12 protein-coding genes and 1 pseudogene are annotated in these 13750 nt (G+C 65.2%); 8 read left to right on the forward strand and 5 right to left on the reverse strand.

What is annotated here, in order from left to right; genetic code table 11:
- The first annotated feature begins 35 nt into the window (after window positions 1–35).
- Entirely contained in the window at window positions 36–1349 is a 1314-nt protein-coding gene (locus EOA33_RS02485) for a PRC-barrel domain-containing protein (RefSeq protein ID WP_126058004.1), read from the forward strand.
- A gap of 51 nt (window positions 1350–1400) precedes the next feature.
- Here EOA33_RS02485 and EOA33_RS02490 read toward each other — a convergent pair whose 3' ends face one another.
- Window positions 1401–2951, reverse strand: coding sequence for an alkaline phosphatase family protein (locus EOA33_RS02490; RefSeq protein WP_126058005.1), 1551 nt, complete (start codon window positions 2949–2951; stop codon window positions 1401–1403).
- Window positions 2952–3171: 220 nt separating this feature from the next.
- Between EOA33_RS02490 and EOA33_RS02495 the strand changes: the two genes are divergently transcribed.
- The 4 genes from EOA33_RS02495 to EOA33_RS02510 all read left to right on the forward strand — a co-directional run bounded on the left by EOA33_RS02495 (window position 3172) and on the right by EOA33_RS02510 (window position 6236).
- Window positions 3172–4104 carry a VOC family protein gene (locus tag EOA33_RS02495; protein WP_126058006.1) on the forward strand — a complete coding sequence of 311 codons (933 nt, stop codon included), beginning with the start codon at window positions 3172–3174 and terminating at the stop codon, window positions 4102–4104.
- A gap of 3 nt (window positions 4105–4107) precedes the next feature.
- The gene (locus EOA33_RS02500) at window positions 4108–4743 is read left to right on the forward strand and encodes an alpha/beta hydrolase (RefSeq protein ID WP_126058007.1); all 636 of its coding nucleotides are present in this window, start codon (window positions 4108–4110) and stop codon (window positions 4741–4743) included.
- Complete coding sequence (locus EOA33_RS02505; protein ID WP_027166574.1) at window positions 4736–5035, forward strand: GNAT family N-acetyltransferase; 300 nt, start codon at window positions 4736–4738, stop codon at window positions 5033–5035. The genes EOA33_RS02500 and EOA33_RS02505 overlap by 8 nt, the downstream gene beginning before the upstream one ends.
- A 142-nt stretch (window positions 5036–5177) precedes the next feature.
- The gene (locus EOA33_RS02510) at window positions 5178–6236 is read left to right on the forward strand and encodes a dipeptidase (RefSeq protein WP_126058008.1); all 1059 of its coding nucleotides are present in this window, start codon (window positions 5178–5180) and stop codon (window positions 6234–6236) included.
- A gap of 1 nt (window position 6237) precedes the next feature.
- Here the strand turns inward: EOA33_RS02510 and EOA33_RS38840 are convergent, their stop codons facing one another.
- The 4 genes and pseudogenes from EOA33_RS38840 to EOA33_RS02525 all read right to left on the reverse strand — a co-directional run bounded on the left by EOA33_RS38840 (window position 6238) and on the right by EOA33_RS02525 (window position 10843).
- The gene (locus EOA33_RS38840) at window positions 6238–6405 is read right to left on the reverse strand and encodes a hypothetical protein (RefSeq protein ID WP_189347280.1); all 168 of its coding nucleotides are present in this window, start codon (window positions 6403–6405) and stop codon (window positions 6238–6240) included.
- Window positions 6402–7660: pseudogene (locus tag EOA33_RS02515) on the reverse strand (aminomethyltransferase family protein). Before EOA33_RS02515 ends, EOA33_RS38840 begins: the two are co-directional and overlap by 4 nt.
- Window positions 7661–7662: 2 nt before the next feature.
- On the reverse strand, window positions 7663–9237 hold the full coding sequence (locus EOA33_RS02520) for an NAD(P)/FAD-dependent oxidoreductase (RefSeq protein ID WP_126058010.1): 1575 nt from the start codon (window positions 9235–9237) through the stop codon (window positions 7663–7665).
- Window positions 9224–10843: an NAD(P)/FAD-dependent oxidoreductase gene (locus EOA33_RS02525; RefSeq protein WP_126058011.1), complete on the reverse strand. Its 1620-nt coding sequence runs from the start codon at window positions 10841–10843 to the stop codon at window positions 9224–9226. The genes EOA33_RS02520 and EOA33_RS02525 overlap by 14 nt, the downstream gene beginning before the upstream one ends.
- A 198-nt stretch (window positions 10844–11041) precedes the next feature.
- Between EOA33_RS02525 and EOA33_RS02530 the strand changes: the two genes are divergently transcribed.
- Genes EOA33_RS02530 through EOA33_RS02540 form a run of 3 tightly spaced genes read left to right on the forward strand, consistent with a single transcriptional unit; the run spans window position 11042 to window position 13664 of the window.
- Window positions 11042–11836 (forward strand): methyltransferase domain-containing protein, encoded by a 795-nt coding sequence (locus EOA33_RS02530; RefSeq protein ID WP_126058012.1) that lies wholly within the window; start codon window positions 11042–11044, stop codon window positions 11834–11836.
- Window positions 11837–11863: 27 nt separating this feature from the next.
- Window positions 11864–12529 (forward strand): transcriptional regulator BetI, encoded by a 666-nt coding sequence (betI, locus tag EOA33_RS02535; RefSeq protein WP_245455358.1) that lies wholly within the window; start codon window positions 11864–11866, stop codon window positions 12527–12529.
- Between the two features lie 52 nt (window positions 12530–12581).
- A complete protein-coding gene (locus EOA33_RS02540; RefSeq protein WP_127404888.1) occupies window positions 12582–13664 on the forward strand; it encodes an ABC transporter substrate-binding protein in 1083 nt (360 codons plus the stop codon).
- Window positions 13665–13750 lie beyond the last annotated feature (86 nt).

The raw sequence follows: 13750 nt of genomic DNA on the forward strand, positions 1-13750 counted from the left end.
GGTGGACCCGAAATCATGCACGAGGAGGAAGCATCATGATACGCACCCTTTTTGCGACCACCGCGCTCGCCACACTGATTGCAGCCGGCGCCTACGCGCAGACAGCGACGACCCCGGCGCCAGCCACGCAGAACGAGGCGCCGGCCGCCCCGGTGATGCGTGCCGAGGGCAGCCTTGCCACCAACATCATCGGCGAGTCCGTCTATAACGGCACGGCCGACGATGCCCAGGATATCGGCAAGGTCAGTGATGTCGTCTTTGACGAGACCGGCAAGGCGAAATCCGCCATCATCGGCGTTGGCGGTTTCCTTGGCATAGGAGCCAAGGACGTCGCCTTCGACTACGACAAGCTGCAATGGGTCGAGAAGAACGGCGACCGCTGGCTTGTCGCCGAGACGACGAAGGAAGCCCTGACGGCCCTGCCGGACTTCGACAGGAAGCCGTATGATCCGGCACCGGCTGCTCAGACCGACACGACAGCGCAGGCGCCGTCGACCACGACGGACGGCACTGGCGCGCAGAAGCCTGTCGATATGAATGCCGCGCCGGCTGAACCGGTGAAGAAGGCGGATGGCAACCTCGCCACCAACATAATCGGCGAATCCGTCTACAATGGCACAGCCGACGACGCGCAGAACATCGGCGACGTCAATGACATCGTTCTCACCAAGGACGGCAAGGCCGAGGCGCTCGTCATCGGCGTTGGCGGCTTCCTCGGCATAGGCGAAAAGAACGTCGCCTTTGACTTCGCCAAGGCCAAGTGGGCCGAAAAGAACGGCGATCGCTGGCTGGTCGCCGAGACCACGAAGGAAGAGCTGCAGGCGCAGCCGGACTTCAACCGCAAGGCCTACGATCCGGCGCCGGCAACCACAGCGTCGACCGAGGTCCCGAAGGCCGCGGCTCCGACTGCGACCGCTCCGGCGCCGATGGACAAGACAGCCGAGGCCCCGGCCGCTCCTGCGCCTGACGCCAAGGCAACCGACCCGACACAGACCGCGGCAATCGATAAGTCGACGCTGACGGAGATGCCGGTCGGCGAGATCCGGGGCGACGACCTGAAAGGGACGACCGTCTACGGCGCCAACGATGTCCAGGTCGGCGAGATCGGCGATGTCGTGCTGACGCCCGACAACAAGCCGGACGCGGTGATCGTCGATGTCGGCGGCTTCCTCGGCATCGGCGAAAAGGAAGTCGCTGTCGGCATGGACAACCTCAAATTCATGACCGACAAGGACGGCAAGAAGTACCTCTACACCACCTTCACCAAGGAACAGCTCGAAGCGCAGGCGGCCTATGACAAGGGCAGCTACGCCGAACAGCGGGACCAGCAGAGGATGATAGTGAAGTAAAGGCAATGGGAGTTGGGCGGTAGGCAGTAGGGAAGCAAGCTTTTCTACTGCCTACTGCCTATTCACATATCCAACCACGCCATCCTCCGTTAGCTCCGCCAGCGCCAGCGACTGGTCGAGATGCTCGGCCCGCCAGGCCAGCAGCCTTTCAGCAAATTGCAGTCGGACCGCGAGATAGGCAGGATCGTTGGCGACGTTGGTCAGTTCGCCCGGGTCCCTCGCAAGATCGAACAGCAACGGCGGCAGGCCGCCGCCGAAATGCACATATTTGAAGTCGTTCGAACGGATGACGGCGAGGTTGCACTGGCGCGAGCCGATGCCGAAGTGGCGCTCGGCCTCGCCGTCGGCCACCGAGCGGAAATCGAATTCCCAACGCGCGGCGTCGCGCCAGTCGCGCGGCGCGCCGCCTTCCAGGAACGGTTTCAGTGAGCGGCCGTCGAGGTGCGGTGGCGGATCCTCGCCGAGGAGATCGAGCAGGGTCGGCAGGATATCGACGGCTTCGCTGAAGCAGTCGACCTTGCCGCCGGTCGCATGGCCCAGGCGCGGGTCGCGGATGATCAGCGGGATGTGGTAGCTGCCGTCGAAGAAGCCGCCCTTGCCGAGCATGAAATGCTCGCCCATCATCTCGGCGTGGTCGGAGGTCAGCGCGATCACGGTCTCGTCCCAGGCTGTCGCCGCCTTGAGCGCCTGCCAAAGGCGTCCGAGTTGCGCGTCGACTTCGGAGATCATGCCGTAATAGATGGCCCGGATGGCGCGGATATTGTCCTCGCCCCAGTCGCGCACCCTGCCTTCGGCGCCGGGGCGGAAGTTCTGCCGCATCCGGCAGTCGAGATCGTAAGCGAGGTAAGGGTGGCTCTCGGCCTCGGCCTGCCAGCGCCCGGCGCGACTGAAAGCGGGACCGTCGGCCGGATCATACATGGTGTTGTAGGGCCCAGGCACGATGAAGGGCGGGTGCGGGCTGATGAAAGAGAGATGCGCGAACCAGGGCGCGCCGCGCTCCTGCTCGCCCAGCCAGCGGATGAACTCACCAGCGAGGAAAGCCGTCGGCGTCTGGTCCTGCGAGTAAACGGGTGGCGCATTGGACACGGGGTCGCTCGGTTCGCCAACCGGGCGGTGGATGTCCGGATGGCCGGCACTGACGTCGATGCCTTGGGCCCGCAGCCAGGATAGCCAAGGCTTCTGATGCTCGGGCAGGAATTGGCGCACCGTGAAGCCGGGCAGGACGCCCTCATAGGTTCTCAGCCTGGGGTCGCCGGGTGAAAGCAGGCGCGGATCGAGCGAGACGTCGGTATAGCCGAAAAGCGTCGGGTCATAGCCAAGCGCCCGGGCGGCAAGCGCGATGTTGCCGTGGCGGGCATCCAGCGGCGTGCCGTTGCGGCAGACGCGGTTGTTCATCTGATAGAGGCCGGTATAGAGGCAGGCGCGCGCCGGCGAGCAAGGGGCCGCGCCGCCATAGTGCCGGCGAAACAGGACGCCCTCGGCGGCAAGCGCGTCGGCATTCGGCGTTTTCACCACGGGATGACCGGCGGCGGAGAGGCAATCGCCGCGCCACTGGTCGCATGTGATCAGGAGAATGTTGGGGCGTCCGCTCTTGCTGGCCACGCGCTTGCTCCTTATCCGGCACGCCGCTCATGGAGCCGAATTCAGGCCGCCGCGCAAGGCCCCTGCCCATCTATTGATTGGTGAACAAACAGTGCGATATTGTTCACTTTTACAGCACAGTCCATTCTGTGTTTGCGTCCTTTGCCGCGGCCGTGCCGATCCTCATATTGGCGTGGACAGCGGCGAGGGCCGCACCAGCCAAAAAGGAAGGAGCAAGACAATGCTCGACCAGATCAAGGGCCTGCATCACGTGACCTCGATGGCCAGCGATGCACGCCTGAACAATGAATTCTTCACCAGGAAACTCGGCCTGCGCCGGGTCAAGAAGACCGTCAATTTCGACGCGCCCGACGTCTACCATCTCTACTATGCCGACGAGGTCGGCACGCCGGGTTCGGTGATGACCTATTTCCCGTTCCCCAATATCGGCAAGGGCCGGCATGGGGTGGGCGAGGTTGGCACCACGGTCTATTCGGTGCCCGAAGGCACGCTTGCCTATTGGGAAAAGCGCTTCGCCGACGAAGGCGTGAGCGGCGTTTCCCGCACGGAGAGCTTCGGTGAGAAGCGGCTCAACTTCGCCGGTCCCGACGGCGACGGTTTTGCGCTGGTCGAGGACAGGTCCGATAGCCGAGCGCCCTGGGTGAAGGGCGGGGTCCCGACCGACGAGGCGATCCGCGGTTTTCACTCGGTCGCCCTGAGGCTGAAGGACGGCGGCGCCACCGAGGAGTTGCTGAAGTTCATGGGCTACGAGGAGGTCGACAAGTCCGGCAATATCCGCCGGCTGGCGATCAAGAACGGCAATGGCGCCGATGTGGTCGACATCGAATCGTTGCCGGGTGCCGGCTTCGCCAATCTCGGCGCCGGCTCGGTCCACCATGTCGCATTCGCGGTCGAGGATCGCGCCAGGCAGCTCGAGGTCCGCAAGGCGCTGGTCGATACGGGCTACGGCGTGACACCGGTGATCGACCGCGACTATTTCTGGGCGATCTATTTCCGCACGCCGGGCGGCGTGCTGTTCGAGGTGGCGACCAACGAGCCGGGCTTCAACCGCGACGAGGACACCGCCCATCTCGGCGAGGCGCTGAAGTTGCCGACGCAGCACCAGCACCTGCGGCCCTATCTCGAACAGCACCTGCAGAAGCTGGAAGACTGAGCCATGAGCAAGGATGCCTACTTCCACAAGCTGCTGCCCGGTTCGCCGGGCAGCCCGCTGCTGTTCGTTTTCCACGGCACAGGAGGCGATGAGAACCAGCTGATATCGCTGGGGCGCGAGCTTCTGCCCTCGGCAACCATCGTGTCGCCGCGCGGCGACGTGTCGGAGCAGGGCGCCGCGCGCTTCTTCCGCCGCACCGGCGAGGGCGTCTATGACATGGACGACCTCGCGCGGGCGACCGGCAAGATCGCCGGCTTTATGAAGGCGCATGTCGAGGCGGCGAAACCCTCGGCAGTTCTCGGGCTCGGCTATTCCAACGGCGCCAACATCCTGGCCTCGGTGGCTTTTGCGCAGCCAGGCCTGCTCGACGCGGCGGCGTTGATGCATCCGCTGATCCCGTTCGAGCCGCAGGTGAAAGGCAGCCTTGCCGGCCGCCATATGCTGATCACGGCCGGCAAACGCGATCCGATCTGTCCGCCCAGCCTGACGTCACGGCTGGAGGCCTATTTGCGCGCCGATGGCGCCGATGTCACAGTGGAATGGCACGATGGTGGGCACGAGGTGCGGCCGAACGAAATCGAGGCGGCGCGGCGGTTCTTCGCCGCCTTGCCGGTTGAAGGGAGCGTGAGCAATGGCTGATCAATTGCCCGAGATCGAACTGGAGGATCGCGGCTCCAAGGGCCGCTATGTTCTGCGCGGGCCCGGCGGCGCCGAGGCCGAGATGACCTTCACCAAGATCGGCGAGCACCAGCTCATCATCGACCACACCGAGGTGCCGGACGTGTTTCGCGGCCAGGGCGCGGGGCTTCGCCTCGTCACCCGCGCCGTCGAGGACGCGCGCGCGGCCGGCAAGAAGATCATCCCGCTCTGCCCGTTCGCCAACGCCCAGTTCCGCCGCCATCCGGAATGGGCCGACGTGCTGAAGCAGTAGTCGCCGCCCCTTTGGGTCGGCAGCCACAAATCCAAGCGCCGGTCTGGCATTTGCGCGATTTAGCCATCTTGCCTAAGTAGAGGTATCGTCCGCGGGCGCATTCGCCGCCCGCGGCCCGCCACCTCAAGCCAATGGCCTCCTGATGACCGCAACCGACCTCATCCCCGTCTTCGACGGCCACAACGACACGCTGCTCAGGCTCTACCAGTCGAAGGAAGCGGATGTCGAAAAGCTGTTCATCGAAGGCACGCCGGGCGGCCATATCGACCTGCCCCGCGCAAAAAAGGGTGGCTTTGCCGGCGGCATGTTCGCGATCTTCCCGCCGCCGATCCAGAAGACCAAGCGCAGCGCCGTGCCGCCGGCGCCGAGCGACAACGAACCCCTGCCGCCGGAGCTGCCGCGTGCCGAGGCGGTCACATCGACCATCGGCATGGCCTCGATCCTGTTTAGGCTGGAGCGGGCAGGCGCGCTGACCGTCTGCCGCAGCGCCGGTGACGTGCGCGAGGCGATGGCGAAGGGCTCGATCGCGGCGGTGTTCCATATCGAAGGCGTCGAGGCGATCGATCCCGAGCTTGCCATGCTAGACGTGCTGCACGTCGCGGGGCTGCGCTCGCTGGGCATCGTCTGGAGCCGCCCCAACGCCTTCGGCAACGGCGTGCCGTTTCGCTTTCCGTCGTCGCCGGACACAGGGCCCGGCCTGACCGACGTGGGCAAGGCGCTGGTCAAGGCCTGCAACCAGCTCAGAATCATGATCGACCTCTCGCATCTCAACGAAAAGGGTTTTCGCGACGTGGTCGCGCTCAGCGATGCGCCGCTGGTCGCTACCCATTCCAACGTGCATGCGATCTGCGGCCATTCGCGCAACCTGACCGGCTGGCAGCTCGGCGCGATCCGCGAGACAGGCGGCATGGTCGGCCTGAACTTCGCCACCGGCTTCCTGCGCGAGGATGGCAAGATGAACGCCGATACCGGGCTCGACATCATGGTCCGCCATATCGACTCGCTGCTGCAGGCGCTAGGCGAGGATGGCGTCGGGCTGGGCTCGGATTTCGACGGCGCGATGATCCCGGCGGTGATCGGCGATGTCGCCGGCCTGCCCAAGCTGATCGATGCGCTGGCCGCAGGCGGCTTCGGGCGCGCGCTGATCGAGAAGATCGCTTATCGCAACTGGTTGAGCGTGCTGGAGAGAACGATAGGTTAGGTTACAGCACGCAGCCGATGCGCTTCAGCCAGTCCTTGCCGACGCCGCGATCGCGGGGCAAGGGGTCTTCGTGATCTAGGCGGGCGCAGATGCGGTAGACCTCGAGCGTCTCGGCATTCATCTCTCCGCGCTTGAAGAAGATCGTCGTCCGCTTGGCTTGCCATGTCAAAAATCCGCCGGCGGGCTGGCGGTGCGACGGTCGAGCCTGATAAAGGGGCGCTGCACCACCTTCGCGCGTTTCATCAGCTTCTGGTACTGCAGCTCGCGCATGGCGTAGATCTCGACCAGAGGTCGTCGACGATCGTATCGCCATAAGGCCGCTGCAGCGAGGCGAGAGCGATGTTGCGCTTGGCCATCGGCGACCACATGGCGGCGCTGACCAGCCCGACCTCCTGGCTCTTGCGATAGTAGACGATGGCATGCTCGGCCGGGATGTTGCCCTCGATCTCCAGCCCGACCAGCACGAGGCGCAGCTTCCTCTTCGTCCGCGCTTCGAAAATGGCACGTCGGCCGTTGAAGTGCCCCTTCTCGGGATCGACCATGAAACCGAGGCCGACCTCGTCCGGCATGCGCAGGCGGTCGGCGCGAATGGCATGCTCGGCGGTGGTGAAGTCGGCATTGGCGACGATCAGGCCGGCTTCGAGCCGGGCGCGGTTCAGCGCCGTGTAGCCGATGGCGCGGATGCCGCGCAGTTCGCCCGCCGCCATCAGCCGGTCCCACAGGCTCAGCGCCTTGTCGGCGGGCACGAACAGCTCGTAGCCGAGATCGCCGGTGAAGCCGGTGCGCGAGATCGTAACGGTGGCGCCGTCATGCGCGAACTCGGCGAGGTCGAAAACCTTCAGCCGCTCGACACCGGCAAAGCCGGCGTCGCGCAGGATGGCGAAGGAGGTCGGGCCTTGCAGCGCCAATCCGGCGACGGCTTCGGTCTCCTCCTCGACGTTGACCTCGTAGCCCATGGCGCTGTCGAGCAGCCAGGGCAAATGCCGCTCCTGCGAGCAGAGGCGAAAGCGCGTCGGCGACAGCCGCAACAAAGTGCCGTCGTCGAGGACAAAACCTTCGTCGTCGCACCAGGCGGTGTAGTGGACGCGGCCGGGCTTCAGCCTGGTCACGTCGCGCAGCGTGACACGGTCGAGATAGGCTTCGGCGTCCGGCCCCTCGATGCGGTATTTCGTCATCGGCGAGATGTCGAAGAGTGCCGCCTGGCTGCGGATGGCGAAATATTCGAGCTCCTCGTCCCATAACGAGTGCGGGGCGCGATAGCCGGCCCAGCTGTACCACTCCTGCTTCAAGCCCAGCGCGTCGATGCGCGGCTGGAAGGGCGTGCCCAGCCGCAGCGTGCGGAAGTGTGATTGCGCGATGGTGCGGGCTTCGAGCGCTGCATCGGCCTCGGTCTCGACGGGCTTCTTCCTGGTTGCTTGCGCCATGCTCATGCCCTCATCGCGATGATGCGGCGCGCGGCGTTGAGGCCGGGCGCGCCGGAGATGCCGCCGCCCGGGTGCGAGCCGGCTCCGGCGAGGAACAGTCCTTCGAGCGGGGTGTCGTAGCCCGACCAGCCGGAGACCGGCCGCGACACCAGCATCTGGTCGGCCTGCAATTCGCCATGGTGCCAGTGGCCGCCGGGCATGCGGTAGCGCGCCTCGATGTCGGCAGGCGTCAGAAGCTCGGCATGGCGCACCGTCGCGCCGATGCCCGGCGCGTAGGTCTCGAGCTGTGCCATGATCGCCTTGAGGAATTGCGGCCTGCCGGCGGCCCAGCCCGCTCGCAGCGCATAGGGGGCATATTGCACCACGGCCGAGAGCACGCAGGCGCCGGAGGGTGCCAGCGAGGCATCGGCCAGGCTGGGCAGCGTGATCTCCATCACCGGCTCGGGCGAGAACGCGCCATATTTCGACGGGTTGAAGGCGCGCTCGACATGGTCGGGCGAGGGCGCGATGACCAACCGGCCCTTGTGGCCGGCAGCGCCGACGCCGGAAAATTGCGGCGGTTGGTCGAGCGCCAGATGCAGCTTCGCCGCGTCGCCCTTCATGCGGATGTTCTTCACCCTGCGCACGAAGCCCGTGTCGACCTCGCGCGGGCCGACGAGATCGAGGATGGTCGTCGCCGGATTGATGGCGGAAACGACAGTCTTTGCCCGCAGCGTCTCGCCGCCTTGCGTGACGACGCCGACGGCGCGGCCCTTCTCGACGACGACCTTGGCGACCGGCGATGCCGGGCGGATCGTCACACCTGCCCTCTCGGCCGCCGCGCGGATGGCGGCGACGATGGCGCCCATGCCGCCTTTCGGCAGCATCTGCGCGCCGGCAAGGCCGCCGATCTCGCCGGCCAGCCGGTAATAGAGACCGAGCAGCGAGGTCGGCGAGCGCGGGCCGAGATGGGAGCCGAGCGTCGCGTCGAAAGCGAGCAGGCCCTTCAGCCTGTCGTCCGAAAGCTGCTCGTCGAGCAGGTCGTAAGCATTCATCAAAAGCACGCGCAGGAAGTCGCGCATGTCCTCCTTGCCGAGCCGCTTCAGCGCCAGCGCGGTCTGGCCGAGGCCGGTCATCTCGGCGATCGACATGCCGGCAAGATCCGGCGGCCGGCGCGACAGGAACGGCTTCAGCACGCCGGCATAGCGAAGCAGCTGCGCGCGCAGTTCCTTCCATGCGGATTGCTCGGTGGGGCTGGCGCCGGTCAGCACCTCGCCATAGGCACCGTGCAGCACCAGCGGGCCGTCCTTCGACAGCGCGACCGAAGGCACGATATCGGCGCGCTCGACCTTGAGGCCGCGGCGCTCCAGCTCCAGCGTCTTCACCACATCGGGATGCAGGCGGTTGAGCAGGTGGGCGACCGCCGAGACACGAAAGCCGGGCGCGAATTCCTCGGTGCGGGCGGCGCCGCCGACATCACTGCCTGCTTCGAGCAGCAGCACCTTGCGGCCCGATTTCGCCAGCGTGGCGGCGGCGACGAGGCCGTTGTGGCCGCCGCCGATGACGATGGCATCCCAATTCACTTCAGATGACGTCATGGGCCGGGCTCATATGTGAGGTTGGCTTGGCGAGATCGCGCAGGATCTCGGCGGCGGCGTTGCGTCCGGGCGCGCCCATGACGCCGCCGCCCGGATGGGTGGAGGAGCCGCACATATAGAGCCCGCCCACCGGCGAGCGGTATTGCGCGTAGCCAGGCACCGGGCGGTTGAACAGCAATTGGTCGAAGGTCAGTTCGCCCTGGAAAATGTTGCCTTCGGTGAGGCCGACCTCGGCCTCGATTTCGCGCGGCGTGCGCACCTCCATATGGACGATGCGGTCGCGGAAGCCGGGCGAGTATGCGGCGATCTGCGAAATCACGCTTTCGGCGAAGCCGTCGCGGTCGGCGTCGGTCCAGTCGCGGCCGTCAATCTTCGGCGGCGCGTATTGCACGAAGCAGCTCATGAAATGTTTTCCCGGCGGCGCCATGGTCGGGTCGAGCGTGGTCGGGATCATCATGTCGAGGAAGGGGTCGGCCGACCAGCGATCGGCCTTCCAGTCGTCATAGGCGCGCTCCATGCGCTCGATGGAATCGGTGAAGTGCATGTCGGCGCGATAGACCGGCGAATCCTTGGGCAGGGCCCGGAATTCGGGCAGCGAATCCAGCGCGATGTTGACCTTGCCGGAGGAGCCGCGGATCTTGAAGTTCCTGACACGGCGCAGAAAGATGTCGGGCAGTTCCTTCTCCTCGATCAGCTTCAGGAAGGTGCGCTTGACGTCGGCGTTGGAGATGACGAGCTTGCCGTAGATCTCCTCGCCGCCGGCGAGCACGACGCCTTTGGCCTTGGCGTTCCTGACCAGCACATGATCGACCTCGGCGCCGGTGCGGATGGTGCCGCCGGAGGCCCTGAAGGACGCGGCCAGCGCCTTGGTGACGGCGCCCATGCCGCCGCGCGCATAGCCCCAGGCGCCGACCGAGCCGTCGACCTCGCCCATATAGTGGTGGAGCAGCACGTAGGCCGTGCCCGGCGACATCGGCCCGAGCGCGGTGCCGATGATGCCGGACAGCGCGAAGTTAGCCTTGATGACGTCGGTCTCGAAATACTCGTCGAGGAAGTCCGAGATCGACATCGTCCAGAAGCGCAAGGTCAGCGCCATCTCCTCGGCCGTTAGGCCAGCGAACTTTTTCCCCAGATAGAGCATTTCGCCGAGGTCGCGCGGCTTGAAACTGGTCGGGTCGGGCGCGGTGCGCATCAAGAGCGGCTGGATGAAGCGGCATTGCCGCGTCACGTCGCGCGAATAGCGGTCATAGGCCTCCGCGTCGCGCCTGGAAAAGCGGGCGAACTCGCGGCGATGCGCGTCATGGTCGCGGTAGTTGGCGAGATAGTCGCCGTCGCGTGTGAACACCGCGCCGCCTTCATAGGAGATCACCTGCAGCCCGAAGCGCGGCAGCTCCAGGTCGCGCATGATCTCTGGCCGGAACAGCGAACAGACGTAGGAACAGTTGGAATAAAGGAAGCCTGGCGTCAGCTCGCGGCTGGTGGCGGCGCCCCCGACCCAGTCGTTCTTCTCGACGACCAGCACGTCGAGCCCGGCGCGCTGCAGGTAACAGGCATTGACCAGGCCGTTGTGGCCGCCTCCGATGACGATCGCATCCCACGCCTTCATGTGCGCTCAACCTCCATCCGGATGCCCTTCTTTTTGTGTGGTCTGTTCCCCGATGCGTCGAATTTGGCACGGATCAAGGATTTCTGTCTAGCCATTTTGAATGAATGTTCAACAAATGGTGTTGCGTTTTCCTGTTTATGCGCTAGGCTTTGCGGGCAATTGGAACTGGCCACTTTCGAAATCTTGGGTTGAGATCCGATGATCGAAACGGCGGACGCCGAGCCGGAGTACGACGACACCGCCATTCGCTTCCTGGAGGCGCTCTGGGGCGACGGCTATCTGTCGCCGGGCGGACCCGAGGAGGTCGACAGGGTGGTAGAAGGCCTGTCGCTGAAGGGCAAGACGATCCTCGACATCGGCTGCGGCGCCGGCGGGATCACGCTGCATCTGGTCAAGCGTCACGGCGCGGCGTATGCCACCGGCTTCGATGTCGAAGGACCCGTCATCGAGGCCGCCAGGCAACGGGCGGCCGCGAGATCTCTCGGCGAGCGCACCAGCTTCATCCAGGCGCCGCCCGGTCCGCTTCCCTTCGCTGACGCATCCTTCGATGTCGTCTTCTCCAAGGATGCGCTGCTGCACGTGCCCGACAAGGACGCGTTGTTCGCCGAGATCTTTCGCGTGCTGAAGCAGGGTGGCGTCTTCGCCGCGTCGAACTGGATGATTGCGCATGACGGCGAACCGTCGCCGGAGATGAAGGCCTATGTCGCGGCCGAAGGCCTGTCCTTCACCATGGCCTCGCCGGCGCGCTATGCGCAGGCGATGCGCTTGGCGGGCTTCGCCGATATCGCCGTGCGCGACCGCAATCCCTGGTATCGCGAAGTGGCGCGCGACGAGCTGGCGCGGCTCAAGGGGCCGCTTTATTGGCCTGTCGCCGCCGTGGTGGGTGCCGCCTATGTCGACAAGAACATCCATACCTGGGAGGCGATGCAGAAGGTGCTTGACAGTGGTGAGCACCGTCCCACTCATCTGCGCGGTTGGAAGCCGGTGGTATAGCCGGCGATGCTGGAGACCGTGACGCTCATGAAGACTGCAGAGGCCAGGAAGGTTCTCCCCGAACCGTCGCGAAAGGGCGACGCCGAAAAGCGCGGCCGCAAGGCCTCGAAGGAGGTCAGGCAGCTGCAGCTGATCGAGGCGACGATCGATTCGCTGGCCAAGCGCGGCTACGCGGAGACGACGATGGCCGATGTCGCCGATGGCGCCGGCCTGTCGCGCGGCATCGTCAACTTCCATTTCGAGAGCAAGGAAAAGCTGCTGATCGCCACGCTGCAGCACATGTATGACGAATATTCGGCGCATTGGCGCGCGGCCCTGCAGAAGGCTGGCGATGATCCGGCAAGGCAGCTGCAGCTGCTGGTGTGGGCCGACTTCGACCGCTCGATCTGCAACAAGCGCAAGCTCGCGGCATGGCTGGCCTTCTGGGGCGAGGCCAAGTCGCGGCCGACCTACCAGGCGCTGAGCAGCTCGCGCGACAACTACTACCAGCAGGTCTTCATCGATCTCTGTGCGAAGCTCAAGGAGAGCGGTGGCTACACCTATGAACCCCAGGTCATAGCGCTGGCGCTCAGCGGCATGCTCGAGGGGCTCTGGCTGCGGCTGATGATGGGCACCGAGGACACCACCCGCGAAACCGCGCTGCAGGCGGCGAATGCGTTCCTGGCGGCGGCATTTCCCAGGCACTACCCATGAGAAGAAGGCCGGCCGACGAGCCGGCGGAAAAGACAAGGAGGATGGAACAGCAATGAGAACCCTGAGCCGACGCCTGACGCTGACCCTGGCACTGACCGGTGTGCTCGCCGCTTCCGCGGCGGCGCTGGCGGTTGCCGCCGACAAGGACCTGATCGTGTTCGACTGGTCCGGCTATGAGGATCCAAGCTTCCACGGGAAGTATGTCGAGAAGGATGGCGACTCGCCGACCTTCGCCTTCTTCGGCGACGAGGACGAGGCCTTCGAAAAGGTGCGCTCCGGCTTCAAGGCCGATCTCGGCCATCCCTGTTCGCAAAGCGTGGTGAAATGGCGCGAGGCCGGATTGCTGCAGCCGCTCGATATGTCGAAGATCATGGGCTGGAAGGACCTCAATCCCGGCATCATGGCGATGAAGGATCTCGCTACCACAGCCGACGGCAAGGCCTGGTTCATGCCGTGGGACTGGGGCGACACCCAGCTCACCTACAATTCCGAAAAGATCGACGAGAAGGACGTGCAGTCGCTGAAGGCCTTCGCCGATCCGAAGTTCAAGGGCCGGGTCTCGATCGGCGACAATGTCGACGACGCCTATGCGCTGGCAAGCCTCGCCATCGGGCTCAAGGACTGGACCAAGATGACGGACGACCAGTTCAAGCAGGCCTCGGATTTCCTGCGCCAGGTGCACAAGAACGTGCGCTCCTACTGGACCGACACCACCGACATCGTGCAGCTGCTCTCCGGCGGCGAGGTGGATCTCGCCTGGGCCTGGAACGACGCGGCGGTGCAGTCACAGGCCGCAGGCGTGCCGATCAAGTCCAGGAAGGACACCGAAGAGGGCATGTCGACCTGGGTGTGCGGCTATGTGCTGTTCAAGGATGCGCCGGGCAATGTCGACAAGGCCTATGACTATCTAAATGCCGTCAACGATCCCTCGGTCGCCAACATTCTGGTCAAGGACTGGGGCTACGGCCAGGCCAACGCCAAGGGCATGGCCGGTGTCGACCAGGCGGTGCTGAAGGAAAAGGGCTACGACAATGTGGAAAAGTGGGTCGACAAGACGCTGTTCCAGCAGCCGCTGCCTTCCGAGCTGAAGCTCAAGATGATCGCCGAGTTCGAGAAGATCAAAGCCGGCTATTAGGCCTGATTCTGGTGTCCCGTCCGCTCCGGCGGACGGGCTCGCCAACGCCCGGGAATTCTCCTAACCTCCCCCGTCGCTTTTCGCGA

Origin of the sequence: Mesorhizobium sp. M4A.F.Ca.ET.050.02.1.1 (genome assembly GCF_003997725.1) — a bacterium.
Taxonomy (GTDB): Bacteria; Pseudomonadota; Alphaproteobacteria; order Rhizobiales; family Rhizobiaceae; genus Mesorhizobium.